The organism is Pseudomonas sp. SDI (assembly GCF_003105155.1).
Classification (GTDB): domain Bacteria; phylum Pseudomonadota; class Gammaproteobacteria; order Pseudomonadales; family Pseudomonadaceae; genus Aquipseudomonas.
Map to the genome: position 1 here is coordinate 19,756 of NZ_QETK01000043.1, position 18,270 is coordinate 38,025.

The following is an 18,270-nucleotide window of genomic DNA, read 5'->3' on the forward strand; positions in this document are numbered from 1 at the left end:
AGCGGCCATTAGAGCCCGGTTTACCGGTTCAGTGCCAAAAGAAATTCGGCGTTGGCGCCGGAAAACGTTACCCTATGTGGCTGAATTTCTGCTCATGCCCGAGGTACACCCGTGTTTTCCCAATTCGCCCTGCACGAACGCCTGCTCAAAGCCGTGGCCGCACTGAACTTTGTCGAGCCTACCCCAGTGCAGGCGGCCGCCATTCCCCTGGCCTTGACTGGGCGTGACCTGCGGGTGACGGCGAAAACCGGTAGCGGCAAAACCGCAGCCTTCATGCTGCCGGTGCTCAACCGTCTGGTCGACCTGAAGCAGAAGCGCGTCGAGATCCGCGCCCTGGTGCTGCTGCCAACCCGCGAGCTGGCCCAGCAGACCCTCAAGGAGATCGAGCGTTTCGCCCAGTTCACCTTCATCAAGTCGGGCATGATCACCGGCGGTGAAGACTTCAAGGAGCAGGCGGCCATGCTGCGCAAGGTGCCGGATATCCTCGTCGGCACTCCGGGGCGGATGCTTGAGCAACTGAACGCCGGCAACCTGAAGCTGGAGCACGTGCAGGTAATCGTGCTCGACGAAGCCGACCGCATGCTCGACATGGGCTTTGCCGAAGACGTCGAACGCCTGTGCGGCGAGTGCCCGAACCGTGAGCAGACCCTGCTGTTCTCCGCCACCACCGGCGGCGCTGGCCTGCGCGACATGATCGGCAAGGTACTGAAGGACCCGGAGCACCTGATGCTCAACACCGTCAGCCAGCTCAACGACGGCACCCGCCAGCAGATCATCACCGCCGACCACAATCAGCACAAAGAGCAGATCGTGCAGTGGCTGCTGGAAAACGAGACCTACCAGAAGGCCATCATCTTCACCAATACCCGGGTCATGGCCGACCGCATTTACGGTCACCTGGTGGCCAAGGATGTGAAGGCTTTCGTGCTGCACGGCGAGAAGGACCAGAAGGACCGCAAGCTGGCCATCGAGCGCCTGAAGCAGGGCGGGGCGAAGGTACTGGTCGCCACCGACGTTGCCGCCCGCGGCCTGGACGTCGATGGCCTGGACCTGGTGATCAACTTCGACATGCCGCGCAGTGGCGACGAGTATGTGCACCGTATCGGCCGTACTGGCCGTGCCGGTAACGAAGGCCTGGCGGTGTCGCTGATCTGCCACGGCGACTGGAACCTGATGTCGAGCATCGAGCGCTACCTGAAGCAGAGCTTCGAGCGCCGGGTAATCAAGGAAGTCAAAGGCACCTACAGCGGTCCGAAGAAGGTCAAGGCGTCGGGCAAGGCTGCCGGCGTGAAGAAGAAAAAGACCGACAAGAAGACCGACAAGAAGGCCGTGGCCAAGCGCAAGCCGACCGCCAAGCCGAAGCCGAACGCACCGCTGGCCAGTTCCGATGGCCTGGCGCCGCTGAAGAAGCGTAAGCCGGCACCTGCGGCTGAGTAACGCGGCGTTCCACTGATCGTAAGGTAAGCCCGTTCCCTGTAGGAGCTGGCTTGCCTGCGCTCTGGCCGGGCCGCGTTCGGACGAAGCGGCAGCAAATCCTGAGAGTGCGTTGGATCAGGTAGTTTGCGTATTTAGGTTTTAGGACCGCTTCGCGCTCCATCGCAGGCAAGCCAGCGCCTACACTTGCGATAGCTTCAGCACCGCTCTCAGACGTTCTTCTCCGCCGCTTGCAGTTCCTGCATGCGTTTGTCGATCAACTCTCCTTGGCTTTTTGCGGGTTCTGTTCGGTCAGGTGGGTCACTTCCTTGGCCAGCTCTTCACGCTTCTGCGCGGCTTCCTCCAGCGTGCATGCCCAACTGGAGCCATGTGCCGTGCGTAAAGTTCAGTCGAACCCTCGCCAGCCAGGCCGGTCACAGCTTCACCCTGCGCCCCTACGCCGAACAGCACGCCGCGATCACCCACGCCAGGTGCTCGACGAGCAGGGCGACGCCCTTGATGAAGCCACCTTCGACCAGCTGGCGTCGAAAGCGCAGATTGCCTGAGCTAACACGCTGTTCTGGTAATAAGCGGCAACACGTGTCGATAATCGGCGCTGGGCTCAACCGTCGCCGAGTGTCCGTCATGCCATTGACCGTAAAAGGGGGCTTCGCGTGAGCGCGTCCCGTCAGAATACCGATGCTTTCGCCCTGCAAGTGATGCTGGGGCTGTGCCTGATCTGGGGTATCCAGCAGGTCATGATCAAATGGGCCGCAGCCGATATCGCCCCGGTGATGCAGGCCGCCACGCGCTCGGGGATCGCCGCGTTGCTGGTCGGCCTGCTGATCTGCTGGCGCGGCGGCTGGGAGCAGGTCGGCGCCACCTGGCGCGGTGGCTTGCTGGCCGGCAGCCTGTTCGGCCTGGAGTTCTTTTTTATTGCCGAGGGGCTGCAACTGACCTCGGCGGCGCACATGTCGGTGTTTCTCTATACCGCGCCGGTCTTCACCGCGCTGGGCCTGCATTTCATGCTGCCCAGCGAGCGCCTGCGGCCGCTGCAATGGTTGGGTATTCTGCTGGCCTTCGGCGGTATCGCCGTGGCCTTCGCCGGGGGGCTGTCGCTGGATGACCTCGATACCCGCATGTTGATGGGGGATGCCCTCGGTGTGCTGGCCGGCGCCGCCTGGGGCGCGACCACCGTGGTGGTCCGCGGCTCGCGGCTGTCGGACGCGCCGGCGACCCTGACCCTGTTCTATCAGTTGCTGGTCGGCTTCGTCGGCCTGTTGCTGATTGCTGCGCTGAGCGGACAGATCAGCCACGTGACGCTGACCCCGGTGTCGATTGCCAGCGTGCTGTTCCAGGCACTGGTGGTGTCGTTCTTCAGTTACCTGACCTGGTTCTGGCTGCTGCGCCGTTACCTTGCCTCGAACCTGGCGGTGTTCTCGTTCATTACCCCGCTGTTCGGCGTGACCTTCGGCGTGTTGCTGCTGGATGAGCCGTTGAGCCTGAACTTCATCTTCGGCGCGGTTTGCGTGCTGGTCGGGATTACCCTGGTCAGTGCAGAGCAGTGGGTGCGCAGGCGTCTGCGCGGGCTGCTCGGGCAGTAACCGGGCACCAGGGCTGGACGTCCCGTCCGTCGAGCAGGCGTTCAGCGCCTGATCAAGATCAATTCAAGGTATTTTTCTACGAGCGTCTTATAGGACATCGGACTATTATCAGTGGGAAGCGTCGCAGCCAATTCAGCTGCGAAGTTAGACCCGTAAGGGGGAGTTATGAGAAACGTATTGTTCAACTGGCTCCATGACCTTGCAGTTGCCTTGGGCCTCATCCCTCCGCCACTGCAACCGGTGCCGATCCCCACCGACGAGGAGCAACGTAAACGCCAACCCCGGCGATAACGTTGCGCATCGGCCGACGCATCGTTGCGATGCGCCGGCCGGTGCTCGTCAGGCCAGTTTTGCTGCGTTCAGCGAACGGCGCGACACCAGGCTGACCACCACGAAGCTCACCAGGCCGATGGCCAGGCTGTAGTAGATCGGGGTGTTCGCATCCATCCCATCCTTGATCATGAACACCAGCGCGGTGACGAAGCCCAGCGCCATGCTGGTGATTGCGCCTGCGGTGGTGGCGCGCTTCCAGTAGATCGCCCCGATCAGCGGGATCAGCATGCCACCGACCAGCAGGTTGTAGGCCAGGGTCAGCGCACTGATCACGTCTTCCACCACCAGGGCGATGCCCAGTACCACGATACCGGTCAGCAGGGTGAACAGGCGGTTGACGCCCAGGCTCGACTGCTTGCCGCCGCGCAGTTTCGGCAGCAGGTCTTCGGTGAGGACAGTGGAGGCTGCCAGCAGACCGGCACTGGCGGTGGACATCATCGCAGCCAGGGCGGCGGCAATCACCAGGCCCCGAATACCATCCGGCAGGGCCGATTTGACGATCGCGGCAAAGGCGTTGTTGGCGTTGTCCAGGTCCGGCAGCAGCACGTGGGCGGCCATGCCGATCACGGCGCAGACCAGACCGTAGATCACGCAGTACACGCCAGCCGTGGTACCTGCATACTTGGCGACGTTCTCGTCACGGGCGGTGAACACCCGCTGCCAGATGTCCTGGCCGATCAGAATGCCGAAGAAGTAGATCAGGAAGTAGGTGATGATGGTGTCCCAGCCGATCGTGGTCAGGCTGAAGCTGGAGGCTGGCAGCTTGGCCACCAGTTCATCCCAGCCGCCCACGCGGTACAGGCAGATTGGCAGCAGGACGAACATCAGCCCGACGGTCTTGATCACGAATTGGACGATGTCGGTGAGGGTCAGCGACCACATGCCGCCGATGGTCGAGTACACCACCACCACGCCACCACCGAGCAGTACCGCCGCCCAGAATGGCAGCTCGAACAGGACTTGCAGCACGGTGCCGATGGCCAGGGTCGAGGTCACCGCGATCATCAGCGCGTAGGCCAGCATGATCACCGCACTGGCCTGCCGGGCCATGGGGTTGTAGCGCTGTTCCAGCACCTGGGTGACGGTGAAGATACGCAGGCGCAGCAGCGGTTTGGCAAGGAACAGGTTCAGGGCGATGATGCCCAGGCCCAGGGCCGCGCACAGCCAGAAGCCGGAAATGCCGTGCACATAACCCAGTTTTACCGTGCCAACGGTGGAGGCGCCGCCGAGGACGGTCGCGGCCATGGTGCCCATGTACAGGCTCGGGCCGAGGTTGCGCCCGGCAACCAGGTAGTCTTCATGGGTTTTTGCCCGGCGCATGCCGTAGTAGCCAAGCAACAGCATGCCGGCGGCATAGATCAGTACAACGAATAGGTCCAAGGCCATGGGGTGTCTCCGATTATCTTTATTATGGTGAGATCGACCCCGCGGGCAGGCAGCTGCCGCGGGTCATTCTGCAACGCCGGCAGCGTCTTCGCGCGCTGCCGGTTCATGGCTCCTGCCGGGGGTGAAGCTCCTCGCCGATGGCCTTAGCGACGTGCTACGCCAGGCAGAACACAGAGCATTTCGTACAGCAGGTTGGCCCCCAGCAACGAGGTGTTGCCGGTGGTGTCGTAAGGTGGCGAGACTTCCACCAGGTCGCAGCCAATCAGGTCCAGGCCCTGGCAGCCACGAATGATCTCGATGCCCTGGATGGTGGTCAGGCCACCGATTTCCGGGGTGCCGGTGCCAGGGGCCCAGGCCGGGTCGATGCCGTCGATGTCGAAGCTCAGGTACACCGGGCCGCCGCCGACTTTTTCCCGCACTTCGGCCATCAGTGGTGCCAGCGACTGGTGCCAGCACTCTTCGGCCTGCACCACGCGAAAGCCCTGCTTGCGGCTCCAGTTGAAGTCTTCGGCGGTGTAGCCCTGGGCGCGCAGGCCGATCTGTACCACGCGGTCGCAGTCCAGCAGGCCTTCTTCCACGGCGCGGCGGAAGGTGGTGCCGTGGGCGATTTTTTCCCCGAACATATGATCGTTGACATCGGCGTGGGCGTCGATGTGCACCAGGCCGATCTTGCCGTGCTTTTTGTGCAGGGCGCGCAGGATCGGCAGGGTGATGGTGTGGTCGCCGCCCATGGTCAGCGGGATCACGTTGTGCGCGACGATTTCGTCGTAGGCTGCTTCGATGATGCGCACGGCGTCGAGCAGGTTGAAGGTGTTGATCGCCACGTCACCGATATCGGCGACCGACAGCGAGTCGAACGGTGCGGCGCCGGTGGCCATGTTGTACGGCCGGATCATCACCGACTCGGCACGGATCTGCCGTGGCCCGAAACGGGTACCCGAGCGCAGCGAGGTGCCGATGTCCAGCGGGATGCCGATGAACGCGGCGTCCAGGCCTTCGGCGGTGGCCAGGTGCGGGAGACGGAGCATGGTGGCGATGCCGCCGAAGCGCGGCATTTCGTTGCCGCCCAGTGGTTGGTGAAGAATCTTGTCCACGGTCGGGCCTCATCATTCGATTGTTCTAGTTGTTGGAACCTGTTGCCGGGGCAGCGTCAGCACTGCAAAACGCCATGCAACAGTTGCATTGCGGCAGAGTCTGCAAAATGTAGTGGGGGAGAAGAATCGCTACCGGCAAATACTTAGTTCAGGTTTTTCTAAACTATCCCTAGCGATCTGGTTAGACTGCGCAGGTCCGCGCCTACCCGGGAAACCTTTGCCATGGCCACCGCCCTGCCTGACCTGAAACTGCTGCGCATCTTTGTCAGCGTGGTGCGCCATCAGGGCTTCGCCAACGCCCAGCGCGAGCTGAACCTGTCGACCTCGGCCATCAGCACCTACATGAGCCAGCTCGAGGCGGCGCTCGGCATCGTGCTCTGCCACCGTGGCCGTGGCGGCTTCAGCCTGACCAGCAAGGGTGAGCTATTCCATCAGGAAACCTTGCGCCTGCTGGCTGAAATGGACGGTTTCGAGCAGTACGCCGCGGCGCTCAAGGGCGAGTTGCGCGGCACCCTCAACCTGGGGGTGATCGACTCCACCGTCGGTGACCGCGCGCTGCCGCTGGCCGAGGCCATCGGTGCCTATAGCCAGGAGCACCCGGCGGTGCATTTGCACCTGTCGGTATCGAGCCCTTACGAATTACAGCTGGGTGTGCAGGACAACCGCCTGGACCTGGCCATCGGCGCGTTCTCCACGCGCATGAGCGGGCTGGTCTATCAGCCGCTGTACCGCGAGCAGCACTGGTTGTATTGCAGCAACCGCCACCCGCTGTACCACGAGCGGCGCATCCCCGAGCAGGTCATCACCCAGCAGCGCATGGTCGGCCGCGGCTACTGGAGCCAGGCGGAACTGGCCCGGCATGGCTTCAAGCACAGCGCGGCAACGGTGGAAAGCATGGAGGCGCAGCTGATCCTGGTGCTGTCCGGTGCCTACATCGGTTACCTGCCGGAACACTATGCCCAGGCCTGGGCGGACAAGGGCGATTTGCGGGTGCTATCGCCGGCGACCTTCGGCTATCAGGCGCCGTTCTCGATGATCACGCGGCGTGGGCGAAGCCGCGAACCCTTGATTCAGACCTTCCGCGATCTGCTCAAAGCACAGCTCGTGCCAGCGTGAGCAAAGTACACTGAAAAAAAAGCCGAAAAATTTGCGCGAAATCCCTGTGAAATCGGCCGCAGCCCCGTAAATGCTCTGCTAAACCTGTTCTTGCTTTGATGAAATTTCCCATCATCCTCCAAAGCAGGGAACGCCCAGATGCGCATGAATTTGCCCGTCACTGAGCACGAAAGAACCTTTCCTAACGACCAACGGCTGATTTCCACCACCGACCTGAACAGCCGTATCACCTACTGCAACGACGCCTTTGTGGCCATCAGTGGCTTTACCTTCGACGAGCTCGTCGGTCAGCCGCACAACCTGGTGCGCCACCCGGACATGCCCCCGGCAGTGTTCGGGCATATGTGGGAAACCATCAAACAGGGCAAACCCTGGATGGGGGTCGTGAAGAACCGCGCGAAAAACGGCGATTTCTACTGGGTCAGCGCCTATGTCACGGCGATCTATGAAGACGGCCGCATCAGCGGCTACGAGTCGGTGCGTTCGGTGCCCAGCCGCGAGCAGATCCGCAGGGCCTCGGCGCTCTACGCTCGCTTGCGGGCCGGGCGTTCGCCGACGCCGTGGGCGGCGCGCCTGGGCGATCTGCTCGAGCATGGCTGGCCGTTGCTGCTGGCTGGCGTGGTGTCGGTGGCCAGCTACCTGTGGTTGCCGCAGTACGCCGCACTGGGGATCCTGATGGCGAGCCTGCTGGGCGCCTGGTACCTGATGGAAAACCGCCATAACCGGGTGATCCGGCGCACCCTGGCCGAGCACCCGAAAGCCTTTACCAGCCCGCTGGTGGCGCTGACCTACAGCGACAACCTCGGCCTGCAGGGCCAGCTGGACCTGGCCATCATCGGCGAAGAGGCGCGCTTGCAGACGGCGCTGACCCGGTTGGTGGACGCTGGGGTAGGGGTCAAAACGCGGGCGGCGCAGTCGTCCGACCTGTCTGGCGAACAGGCGCAGATGCTCGACCGCCAGCGCAGCGAAACCGACCAGTCGGCGACGGCCATCGCGCAGATGGCGGCGACCATTCAGGAGGTCACGCACAACGTGCAGAACACCGCCCATGCCGCCTCCGACGCTGACCACCTGGCCCAGCAGGGTAGCGACCTGGCCGAGCAGAGCCTCCAGGCGATGGGCAGCATGGCCGAGGCGGTCAACGATATCGGCCAGGCGGTGAATGCGCTGGCCGAGCAGACCCAGTCGATTGGCAGCGTGGTCGACGTGATTACCTCGATTGCCGAGCAGACCAACCTGCTGGCGCTCAATGCGGCCATCGAGGCGGCGCGTGCCGGCGAGCAGGGCCGGGGCTTTGCCGTGGTGGCCGATGAGGTACGCTCGCTGGCACAGCGTACGCGGGCGTCGACCGAGGAGATCCACCAGATCATCGGTTCGTTGCGGGCGGGGGCGGAGCGGGCGGTGTCCACGGCCAGTCGTGGCGAGCAGATTTCCCGCGACAGCGTGCACAGTGTCGAGGCGGTGCAGTCGGCGCTGGTCGGGATCAGCCAGGCGGTCAGTCGCATCACTGGCATGAGCCAGCAGATGGCCACGGCATCCGAGCAGCAGAGCCATGTGGCCGAGGATATCAACCAGCAGATCACCCGCATCGCGCAGTTGTGCGATCACTCGGCAGGGCAGGCCAAGCAGGGCGCGCAGATCAGTCAGGATCTGGAGCGCATGGCCGAGTACCTGCACAGCCTGGCCGAACGCTTTAACCGTTAAGGCTTGTTCGTCGCTTCCCACAGGGATGTGGGGTCTATTTTCGGGAACTGCTGTGGCACACTTTGCCAGCTCAGGAGAACCCGATGTCCAGAATCCACTGCGAGCGCTGCTTGCGCCCACAATCCCACTGCCTTTGTCCGCTGATTCCTTCCCTCGATAGCCGTACGCGCGTGGTGCTGTTGCAGCATCCGAGCGAGGTCAGGCATGCCTTGAACACGGCGAAGCTGGCCGCGCTGGGGCTGCGCAATGCCGAGTTGCGGGTGGGCGAAGTGTTCGACGACCTGGAGGCGCTGCTGGCGACGCCGGGCTACCGGCTGGGGTTGTTGTTTCCGGGGGAGGGCGCAGAGGCGGTGCGCGCGTATGCCCTTGAAGAGGATACGCGGCCATGGTTGCTGGTGGTGCCGGATGGCACCTGGCGCAAGGCGCGCAAGCTGTTGCATGTGAACCCGCTGCTGGCGGGGTTGCCGCGGGTGACCCTGGATGTGCGGGTGCCGTCGCGCTATCGCTTGCGCAAAGCGCCGGAAGAAGGGGCGTTGTCGACGCTGGAGGCGGTGGTGCAGGCACTGAATGTGCTGGAGGCGCCGCAGGCATTCGATGCGTTGCTACGACCGTTCGAGGCGTTGATCGACGGGCAGATTGCGGCGATGGGGCGGGAGACGTTCGAGCGCAATCATCGGCGTTGATGCTATCGCGGGACGAGCCCGCGCCTACAGAAAAGCAAGTGTGGGAGCATCAGCAGCCCCCGAGTGCCTCAGCGCTCGCGCAAGGCCTCGGTGCGCGCCTTCAGTACCGGCTTGAGCAGGTAATCCAGCACACTCTTCTGCCCGGTAATGATGTCCACCGTCGCGGTCATCCCCGGGATGATCAGCAACGGCTTGTTATCCCCGCCCAGGTGATTGCGGTCGGTACGCACCTGGATCAGGTAGAACGCATTGCCCTTGTCGTCCGTCACCGTGTCGGCGCCAATCAACTCCAGCTTGGCCTTCAAACCGCCATAGATCGTGTAGTCATAGGCACTGAACTTGACCATCGCACTCTGTCCCGGGTGCAGGAACGCCACATCCTGCGGACGCACCTTGGCCTCGATCAGCAGGTTGTCCTCCAGTGGCACAATCTCTACCAGGTCGCTGCCCGGCTGCACCACGCCGCCAATCGTGTTGACCTTGAGCAGCTTGATGATCCCGTGCACCGGCGACACTACCGTGGTGCGGGTTACCCGGTCGTCGATGGCGATACTGGTGGCGGTAATCTTCGACAGGTCGGTGCGCTTCTCGTTGAGCTCCTTGGCCGCCTCGGAGCGGAAGCCGGCCTCCGATTCCTCGATCTTGCTGCGGATCTCCGCCACCGCCGCCTCGGCCCGCGGAATCGCCAGCGCCGTGGCATTCATCTGCCCGCGTGCCTCCACCGAGCGCTGCTTGAGACGGAGGATCTCCACCGGCGAAATCGCCCCGGTACCGACCAGCGGCGTCGACATGTTCAGCTCCTGCTGGAGCAAGCCCAGGCTCGACCGGTATTGCTCCAGCTTGGAACGAAACTCGGCCAGCTCCTGGGTCTTCTGCCGCAGTTGCTCGTTGAGCGTCTGCTTCTCGCTGGCCAGGCGGCGCTGGCGCGATTGGTACAGCGACATCTCGTCCTCGGCCACCTGCGGCGACTTGCTGCGCACCTCGTCCGACACCTGGAATGGCCGCCCCTCGCTCTCCGCCGACAGCCGCTCGACCTGCGCGGTCAACGCATACCGGTCGGCCTCGCTCTCGCCCTTGTTCGACTTGAAGCGGGTGTCGTCCAGACGCAGCAGGGTATCGCCCTTGTTCACCATCTGCCCTTCACGCACGAAGATCTCGGTGACGATGCCGCCCTCCAGGTTCTGGATCACCTGTACCTTGCTCGACGGGATGGCCTTGCCTTCGCCCATGGTCACTTCGTCGAGCACGGCAAACTTGGCCCAGAGCAGCGCCACCAGCAGCAGCGCCGCCGCCAGCCACACGGTAACCCGCGACAGGCGCGGCGAATCCTGCAGAGTGGCGCCGGCCAGGTCCGGCATGTAGTCGCGCTCGGCGGTCTTGCCGAAACTCTGGAAATAGCTGCGAATCGCAGATCTGGCGGACATGTTGCACCCCCTCAGAGCGCCGAGCCGACACGGCCCTTGCGCAGTGCATCGATCACCGCATCCTTCGGCCCGTCGGCCACCACCTTGCCGTTGTCCAGCACCAGCAGCCGGTCGACCAGGCTGAGCATCGAGGTGCGATGGGTCACCAGCAGCAGGGTCTTGCCCTCGATCCAGCCATGCAGGCGCTGGCGCAGTTGGTCTTCGCTGCTGTTGTCCATGTGGCTGGTGGGTTCGTCGAGAATCATGATCGGTGGCTCCAGCAGCATCGCCCGCGCCAGCAGCACCGCTTGCCGCTGACCGCCGGAGAGCAGTTGGCCACGTTCGCCCACCGGCCGGTCGAAGCCGTGCGGGTGCTGCCGGGCCAGCTCGCTGACGCCGGTGAGTTCGGCCACTTCCAGCATCCGCGCGTCGCTGACGTAGCGTGCGCCGAGGGTCAGGTTGTCACGCAGGCTGCCGGCCAGCAGCGGCAGGTCGTGAGCGACGTAGCCGATCTGCTGGCGCAGGTCGGCGATGTCGAGCTGGCGCAGGTCGAGGTTGTCGAGCAGGATCTGCCCGTCGTCGGGCTCGTAGAAGCCCATCATCAGCCGCGCCAGGGTGCTCTTGCCCGAGCCGCTGCGGCCGATGATGCCGATCCGCTCGCCAGGCTTGACGCTGAAACTCACCCCATTCAACGCCGGGGCGCTCTGCCCCTGATAACGGAAGCTGACCCGGCTGATCTCCAGCGCGCCCTGCAGCTGGGTGCGTTCCAGCGGTTGCTGGCCGGGCTGGCGCTCCTGCGGCAGGCTCATCAGCGCGTCGGTGCTTTTCATGGTTAGCTGCGCCTGCTGGTAGCGGGTGATCAGCCCGGCAATCTGCCCGAGTGGCGCGAGCACCCGGCTGCCGAGCATGTAGCTGGCCACCAGGGCGCCGACGCTGAGGTTGCCGGCGATGATGCTGTAGACCCCGGCGACGATGGTTGCCATGCCGCAGAACTGCTGGATGAACAGCGTGCCGTTGGTGGCCAGGGCCGATAGGTTGCGCGCATGCACGTCGAGCCGGGTCAGCGCGCCGTGGGTGCTTTCCCACTGGTACTGGCGCTCGCTCTCGGCGCTACAGGCCTTCAGCGTTTCCAGTCCGCCCAGGGTTTCCACCAGCAGCGCCTGGCGCACCGCACCCAGGCTCAGGCTTTTTTGCACGGTGTCGCGCAGACGGCTCTGGATCAGCATGGCGAAGATGATGGTGACCGGAAAGGCAATCAGCGGGATCACTACCAGCCAGCCGCCGAGCAGGCCGATCACCAGCAGCATCAGCACCACGAAGGGCAGGTCGATAACGCTGGTGAGGGTCACCGCAGTGAGGAATTCGCGCAGGCCCTGGAAGTCGTGAATGCTCTGCGCGAAGCCGCCGACCGTGGCCGGGCGGGCCTTCATCGACATTCCGGTGATTTTCTCGAACAAGGTTGCCGAAAGGATCAGGTCGGTTTTTTTTCCGGCCTGGTCAAGCAGGTGCGCGCGGACCACACGCAAGGTCAGTTCGAACAGCGTGCCGATCAGCAGCCCGATCGCCAGTACCCACAGCGTCGAGGTGGCCTGGTTGGGCACCACGCGGTCGTAGGTCTGCATGACGAACAGCGGCACCATCAATCCGAGCAGGTTGATCAGCAGGCTGGCCAGGATCGCATCGCTGTACAGCCAGCGCGACAGTTTGAGGGTGTCGCGAAACCAGGCATCGACCCGTGGCATCAGCGGGCTGCGCAGGTCTTCCAGTTCGTGGCGCGGCCGGGCGAACAGGGCCTGGCCGGCATACGCCTGGGTCAGTTCCTCGCGGCTGACCCACTGCTCGCCGCCTTCGGCTTCGCTGGGCAGGATCAGCGCGCGGTCGTTGTCCCAGCGTTGCAGCACCGCGCAGCGGCCGCCGTCGAGCAGCAACAGCACCGGCAGGTTGAGGGCCGAAATAGCCTCCAGTGGGCGCCGCAGCACCCGCGCCTGTAAGCCGGCCCGCGCTGCCGCGCGCGGCAGCAGGTCGAGGTCGAGGCGTTGCTGTGCCAGCGGCAAGCCGGCGCACAGGCTGGCCCGGCTTACCGAGCAACCGTGCAGCTTGCAGAGAATCAACAGCCCATCGAGTAACGGATCGTCGAAACTCTGGCGGGGGTCCACCGAGCTCGCCGGTTGCATGCTGGTCATGGCCTACTCCTGAGGCGGCGGAAACACTCAACGCATATCGGGCAACCTGGCGTCGGTCCGGACTTCGCTTGCAGCAATGGCTTCTGGCGGCAGGGCGATGCGTTGCTTGCTCAGCAGCTCGCCCATGTTGGCCAGGACGCGGTACATCGAGAACTCCTCGGTGTAACGCACTTCGGTATAGCGGCGGTTGGCGTTGTAAAGCTCGTTTTCGCTGTCGAGCACGTCGAGCAGGGTCCGTTGGCCGAGGCCGAACTGATCCTGATAGGCGGCCCGCACACGGGTGGTGGTGTCGGCGTATTCACGGGCGCTCGGGGTTTGCTTGCGCGCGTTGGTCATGGCGTTCCAGGCCAGCGAGAGGTTCTCGTTGAGGGTGCGCAGGGCGTTGTTGCGGATGTCCATGGCCTGATTGATCTTGTGCGCGTCCGACTGCAGGCGAGCCTTGTCGCTGCCGCCACGGAACAGGTTGTAGCTGAGCTCGACACCGGCTTGCCAATCGTTGTTGGCGTGACCGACCTGGCCGGCGGTATTGTTGTTCGCCCCCGTGGCCAGCACGGCGTCCAGGCGCGGATAGAACGGCGATTTGGCCACTTCGTATTGCTGCTCGGCGGCCTGCACGTCGGCCTGTGCCGACTTCAAGTAGGGGTTGTTTTCCAGCATGCCCTGGCGCGCGGCGCCGAGGTCGGCCGGCAGCTCGCCCTTGATCGTTACCGGGGTTTCCAGCTCGTCGGCCGAGCGACCGATCACGCTGAAGAAGTTCGCCTCGGCATCGGCCAGGTCGACTTCGGCGGTGTCCAGGTTGTTTTCCGCCAGTGCGCGACGCGCCTTGGACTGATCGAGGTCGGCATTGCTACCGACGCCGCGTTCGCTGCGCAGGCCGATCTGGTCGTTGACCCGCAGGTGCGCTTGCAGGTTGTTCTTGGCCAGGGTCACCAGCTCGCGACGTTTGAGCACTTCCAGGTACACCTCGATGGCGCGCAGGGCCACCGTTTCGGCCGTGGCCTGGGTGTAATAGGCGCGCGAGTTGACCACCGCCTTGGTCCGCCCGACTTCGTTCGAGGTATTGAAACCGTCGAACAGCATTTGCCGCAGGCGCAGCTCGGACTGGGTGTAGTTGAGCGTCTCCTTGTTGTGGTTGCGGCTGCCGTCGGGGTTGAGGCCCCGGGTGTTGGTGTTGTCCGAGCGCTGCCGGCCGTAGCCGGCGATCAGGTCGACACTGGGGTAGTAACCGCCCTTGGCAAAGTTCACGTCTTCATCGGCCGACAGTCTGCTGTTTCGGCTGGCATTGATTTCCGGATGTTGGTCCACGGCGCTCTGCACAGCCTCCGTAATCGACATCGCCTGAGCATTGGCGCAGGCCATGGCCAATAGAATCGCACTGGTGATGGGGGTCAAAACGCGCATGGGGTACATCTCCCTGATCTCTTATGAGGTGCCGCTGTCGCCAAAAAAATGACGATAAATCAGCTCAAACCGTTTCAGGCTTGTAACAACAGAGCTAAGAACATTTATTAAGGAAGCTAAGAAGAATTTGTCATAACGGTTATGCGAAAAAAAACTTATGCGGTCTAAGAAATCCAAGACACAGTTCTACTCAGGCAACCGGTTCATCAGCGCTAGGGCGCTTTTTTCCGGCGTCAGTGAGAGTCCCAGGTTTTTTGCGGCATAGGGCAACGGATGTAGCGGAGGGGATGGAGGCAGGGCGAAGTTGGCGACAAAAAATTGGCAGACAGCCAGGCGCCACTTCCCACTGCCACTTCTTCGGAGTATTACGCGGGCGAGGTCATTGATTTCATTGAGATCTGGCCGCACCCGCGTTGTGCAGTGCTCTGACTCAAGCAGGCGGCTTCGGGCGCCTTGCACGCCATACCCAAGCACTTTTCTGCGAAAAAGCCCTTCGGCAGTGGAGGAGTGCGTACATGGCCAAGTTAATCGGTATTGTCAGCAAGGTGGTCGGTGAGGTCTTCGCCGTCGCCAGTGACGGAACACGTCGTGCGCTGGTCGAGGGCGACCGCCTGTTTGCCGGCGAGCAGCTGGAAACCGGTGCTGCTGGGGCGGTGGCGGTGCACATGCAGAACGGTGCCGAACTAACCCTGGGCCGCGACAGCAGCCTGCAGATGACTGCCGAATTGCTGGCCAACCGCGCCCCCCATGTGGATACGCCGGATGCGCTGACGCCGAGTCAGGCCCAACTGACCGATGTGGAAAAAATCCAGCAAGCCATCGCTGCCGGCGGCGACCCGACCCAGGATGCCGAAGCCACTGCGGCCGGGCCGACTGGCGGGGCACCGGGGGCACTGGGCGGCGGCCATTCCTTCGTGCTGCTGACCGAGGTGGCCGGCCGTGTCGACCCGATCATCGGCTTCCCCACTGCCGGCTTCAACGGTTTCCCCGAGCTGCGCGATCTGGACGTCGGCAATCCGTTCACCGACAACGACACCCCGCCGGTGCCGAACAACCTGGTGTCGCTCAACGGCCTGTCGGTGCAGGGTGGTGAGCTGAACATGAACGAGGCCAACCTGGCCCAGGGGGCGGCGAGCAACCCGGCCGCACTGACCCAGGTCGGGACCTTCACCGTGGTGGCCCCGGACGGGGTGTTCAACCTGAACATCGGCGGGATCAACGTGATCACGGCCGGGGCCGTTACCGGGGTTGGCCAGTCGATCGTGACCGGGCTGGGCAACACCCTGACCATCACCGGCTATGATGCGGCCACTGGCGTGGTCACGTACAGCTACACCCTCAACGGCGCCGAAAGCCACCCGACCGCTGACGGCGCCAACAACGTCAGCGAAAGCATTCTGGTCTCGGCCAGCGACACCGATGGCGACGTTGCCAGCGGCTCGCTGGATGTCAACGTGCGCGACGACGTTCCGCAGGCGTTCAACGACAGCAATCCGGGCGCCGCCACGGAAGCCTCGACGGTGCTCACCGGTAATGTACTGAGCAACGATATCCAGGGCGCCGACCGGATTCCGTCGGGCCCGATCACCGCCGGTACCTTTGTCGGTACCTACGGCACCCTGGTGTTGGCCGCCGATGGTTCCTATACCTACACGCTGAACCCGTTCGATCCGGACTTCATCAACCTGCAGGGCGGCGGTAAGGGCACCGAAACCTTCACCTACACGCTCAACGATGCCGATGGCGACAGCAGCACCGCCAACCTGGTGCTGAACATCAGCAACCTCGACGACCCGGTGCGGCTGAACATCGTCAACGCCGACGGCCCGCAACTGACCCTGTTCGAGAAGAACCTCGGCGACGGCAGCAGCCCGGATGTGGCCGCGCTGACCCAGACCGGCAGCTTCAATGTCTCGGCGTCCGATGGTCTGCAGACCCTGACCGTGGGCGGCATCAGCGTGATCAGCGGCGGCGCGCCGAACGGCTTCCCGCAGTCGATCAGCACCGGCCTGGGCAACACTTTCACCATCACCGGCTACAACGCTGCCACCGGTGAGGTGAGCTACCGCTACACCCTCACCGCCAGCGAGGCGCATGCTGCCGGTAATGGCGCCAATAGCCTGGCCGAAAGCTTCGCGATCAGCGCCACCGACACCGATGGCAGCACGGTCAGCGGCAACGTCAACGTGAGCATCGTCGACGACACGCCGACGGCCGTTGCCGATAGCAACGCCACGACTGCCACGGAACAGAACCTGAGCGTCACTGGCAACGTGCTGAGCAACGACACCCAAGGTGCGGATCGCGTCACCTCTGGCCCGATCACGGCCGGCACCTTCAGCGGTACTTACGGCACCCTGGTCCTGGCGGCGGATGGTTCCTACACCTACACCCTCAACCCGGCCGGGCAGGCGTTTTATGACCTGCACGGCGGCGGCAACGGCATCGACACCTTCAGCTACACCCTGACCGACGCCGACGGCGACGTTAGCACCGCCAACCTGGTGTTGAACGTCAGCAACCTCAACGACCCGGTGCTGATCGGCGGGCTGAATCTGGACGGGCCGGAACTCACTGTTCTGGAGAAAAACCTCGGCGACGGCAGCAACCCAGACACGCCAGCACTGACGCAGAGCGGTACCTTCACGCTCAACGCGCCGGATGGCTTGCAGACCCTGACCGTGGGCGGTATCAGCGTGGTTAGTGGCGGGGTGGCCAACGGCTTCCCACAGTCGGTCACTACCGTGCTCGGCAACACCCTGACGGTTACTGGCTACAACGCCACGACCGGCGTGGTGACCTACACCTACACCTTGCTGGATAACGAGGCGCACCCGAACGCCAACGGTGCCAACAGCCTCGGCGAAAGCTTTGCGGTGGTGGCCACCGACACCGATGGCAGCAGCGCCAGCGGCAGCATCGATGTGAACATCGTTGACGACACGCCGACGGCGGTCGCCGACTCAAACGCCAGCACGGCTACCGAGCAGAACCTGACCGTCACTGGCAACGTGCTGAGCAACGACACCCAAGGTGCAGACCGGGTCGCCAGCGGCCCGATTACAGCCGGCACCTTCAGTGGTACCTACGGCACCTTGGTCCTGGCGGCGGATGGTTCCTACACCTACACCCTCAACCCGGCCGGGCAGGCGTTCTATGACCTGCACGGTGGTGGCAACGGCATCGAGACCTTCAGCTACACCCTGACCGACGCCGACGGTGACGTCAGCACCGCCAACCTGGTGTTGAACGTCAGCAACCTCAACGACCCGGTGCTGATCAGCGGGCTGAATCTGGACGGGCCGGAACTCACTGTTCTGGAGAAAAACCTCAGCGACGGCAGCAACCCAGACACGCCAGCACTGACGCAGACCGGTACCTTCACGATCAACGCCCCAGATGGTTTGCAGACCTTGACCGTAGGCGGTATCAGCGTGGTTAGTGGCGGGGTGGCCAACGGCTTCCCACAGTCGGTCACTACCGTGCTCGGCAACACCCTGACGGTAACCGGTTACAACGCCACGACCGGCGTGGTGACCTACACCTACTCCCTGCTGGACAACGAAGGGCACCCAACGGCCAACGGCATCAATAACCTGACCGAAAGCTTCACCGTCAACGCGGTGGACACAGACGGCAGCAACACCAGCGGTAGCCTCGACGTGACCATCGTCGACGATGTACCGACGGCCGTGGCCGATACCAACGCGATGACTGCGACAGAGCAGCAACTGAGCCTCACTGGCAACGTGCTGAGCAACGACATCCAGGGCGCCGACCGGGTCACCAGCGGCCCGATCACGGCCGGCACCTTCAGCGGTACCTACGGCACGTTGGTGCTGGCGGCCGACGGTTCCTACACCTACACCCTCAACCCGGCCGGGCAGGCGTTTTATGACCTGCATGGCGGCGGCAACGGCATCGAGACCTTCAGCTACACCCTGACCGAC

The 18,270-nt window shown here is 63.7% G+C and carries 12 protein-coding genes and 1 pseudogene; 8 read left to right on the forward strand and 5 right to left on the reverse strand.

The annotated features are described in order from the left end of the window. The first annotated feature begins 111 nt into the window (after positions 1 to 111). The 4 genes and pseudogenes from DCO48_RS21230 to DCO48_RS23095 all read left to right on the forward strand — a co-directional run bounded on the left by DCO48_RS21230 (position 112) and on the right by DCO48_RS23095 (position 3,308). Positions 112 to 1,437, forward strand: a complete 1,326-nt coding sequence (locus DCO48_RS21230; protein WP_116552574.1) for a DEAD/DEAH box helicase — start codon at positions 112 to 114, stop codon at positions 1,435 to 1,437. Positions 1,438 to 1,889: 452 nt separating this feature from the next. Further along, positions 1,890 to 1,979: pseudogene (locus DCO48_RS23045) on the forward strand (transcriptional regulator); the annotation flags it as partial. Positions 1,980 to 2,087: 108 nt separating this feature from the next. Continuing rightward, entirely contained in the window at positions 2,088 to 3,017 is a 930-nt protein-coding gene (locus DCO48_RS21240; protein WP_116552575.1) for a DMT family transporter, read from the forward strand. A 165-nt stretch (positions 3,018 to 3,182) separates the two neighbouring features. After that, positions 3,183 to 3,308, forward strand: coding sequence for a PA1414 family protein (locus DCO48_RS23095; protein ID WP_305887848.1), 126 nt, complete (start codon positions 3,183 to 3,185; stop codon positions 3,306 to 3,308). Positions 3,309 to 3,356: 48 nt separating this feature from the next. On the opposite strand, the gene DCO48_RS21245 is transcribed toward DCO48_RS23095, so the two are convergent. Further along, a complete protein-coding gene (locus tag DCO48_RS21245) occupies positions 3,357 to 4,736 on the reverse strand; it encodes a sodium:solute symporter (RefSeq protein WP_116552576.1) in 1,380 nt (459 codons plus the stop codon). Between the two features lie 143 nt (positions 4,737 to 4,879). Continuing rightward, positions 4,880 to 5,830 carry an agmatinase gene (gene speB, locus DCO48_RS21250; protein WP_116552577.1) on the reverse strand — a complete coding sequence of 317 codons (951 nt, stop codon included), beginning with the start codon at positions 5,828 to 5,830 and terminating at the stop codon, positions 4,880 to 4,882. A 222-nt stretch (positions 5,831 to 6,052) separates the two neighbouring features. Here speB and DCO48_RS21255 point away from each other — a divergent pair, with 222 nt between their 5' ends. From DCO48_RS21255 to DCO48_RS21265, 3 genes are all read left to right on the forward strand, one after another. Beyond that, positions 6,053 to 6,946 carry a LysR family transcriptional regulator gene (locus DCO48_RS21255; RefSeq protein ID WP_116552578.1) on the forward strand — a complete coding sequence of 298 codons (894 nt, stop codon included), beginning with the start codon at positions 6,053 to 6,055 and terminating at the stop codon, positions 6,944 to 6,946. A gap of 138 nt (positions 6,947 to 7,084) precedes the next feature. Further along, complete coding sequence (locus DCO48_RS21260) at positions 7,085 to 8,650, forward strand: PAS domain-containing methyl-accepting chemotaxis protein (protein ID WP_116552579.1); 1,566 nt, start codon at positions 7,085 to 7,087, stop codon at positions 8,648 to 8,650. A gap of 83 nt (positions 8,651 to 8,733) precedes the next feature. After that, positions 8,734 to 9,333, forward strand: a complete 600-nt coding sequence (locus tag DCO48_RS21265) for a tRNA-uridine aminocarboxypropyltransferase (RefSeq protein ID WP_116552580.1) — start codon at positions 8,734 to 8,736, stop codon at positions 9,331 to 9,333. 68 nt (positions 9,334 to 9,401) lie between these two features. Here DCO48_RS21265 and DCO48_RS21270 read toward each other — a convergent pair whose 3' ends face one another. From DCO48_RS21270 to DCO48_RS21280, 3 genes are read right to left on the reverse strand one after another with little or no spacing between them, the layout of a single operon-like run. Then, positions 9,402 to 10,757, reverse strand: coding sequence for an HlyD family type I secretion periplasmic adaptor subunit (locus DCO48_RS21270; RefSeq protein WP_116552581.1), 1,356 nt, complete (start codon positions 10,755 to 10,757; stop codon positions 9,402 to 9,404). Positions 10,758 to 10,768: 11 nt separating this feature from the next. Continuing rightward, a complete protein-coding gene (locus DCO48_RS21275) occupies positions 10,769 to 12,919 on the reverse strand; it encodes a type I secretion system permease/ATPase (RefSeq protein WP_116552582.1) in 2,151 nt (716 codons plus the stop codon). Between the two features lie 27 nt (positions 12,920 to 12,946). Next, on the reverse strand, positions 12,947 to 14,320 hold the full coding sequence (locus tag DCO48_RS21280; protein WP_116552583.1) for a TolC family outer membrane protein: 1,374 nt from the start codon (positions 14,318 to 14,320) through the stop codon (positions 12,947 to 12,949). A 515-nt stretch (positions 14,321 to 14,835) separates the two neighbouring features. Here DCO48_RS21280 and DCO48_RS21285 point away from each other — a divergent pair. Further along, positions 14,836 to 18,270 (forward strand): retention module-containing protein (locus tag DCO48_RS21285; RefSeq protein WP_133247627.1); only part of this gene is annotated, 3,435 nt, incomplete at its 3' end.

What these genes read in the sequence shown, in the direction of transcription:
- DCO48_RS21280 (WP_116552583.1), bottom strand. Translation starts at nt 14,320, where the DNA reads ATGCGCGTTTTGACCCCCATCACCAGTGCGATTCTATTGGCCATGGCC.
- DCO48_RS21260 (WP_116552579.1), top strand. Translation starts at nt 7,085, where the DNA reads ATGCGCATGAATTTGCCCGTCACTGAGCACGAAAGAACCTTTCCTAAC.
- DCO48_RS23095 (WP_305887848.1), top strand. Translation starts at nt 3,183, where the DNA reads ATGAGAAACGTATTGTTCAACTGGCTCCATGACCTTGCAGTTGCCTTG.
- DCO48_RS21270 (WP_116552581.1), bottom strand. Translation starts at nt 10,757, where the DNA reads ATGTCCGCCAGATCTGCGATTCGCAGCTATTTCCAGAGTTTCGGCAAG.
- DCO48_RS21265 (WP_116552580.1), top strand. Translation starts at nt 8,734, where the DNA reads ATGTCCAGAATCCACTGCGAGCGCTGCTTGCGCCCACAATCCCACTGC.
- DCO48_RS21245 (WP_116552576.1), bottom strand. Translation starts at nt 4,736, where the DNA reads ATGGCCTTGGACCTATTCGTTGTACTGATCTATGCCGCCGGCATGCTG.
- DCO48_RS21255 (WP_116552578.1), top strand. Translation starts at nt 6,053, where the DNA reads ATGGCCACCGCCCTGCCTGACCTGAAACTGCTGCGCATCTTTGTCAGC.
- DCO48_RS21275 (WP_116552582.1), bottom strand. Translation starts at nt 12,919, where the DNA reads ATGACCAGCATGCAACCGGCGAGCTCGGTGGACCCCCGCCAGAGTTTC.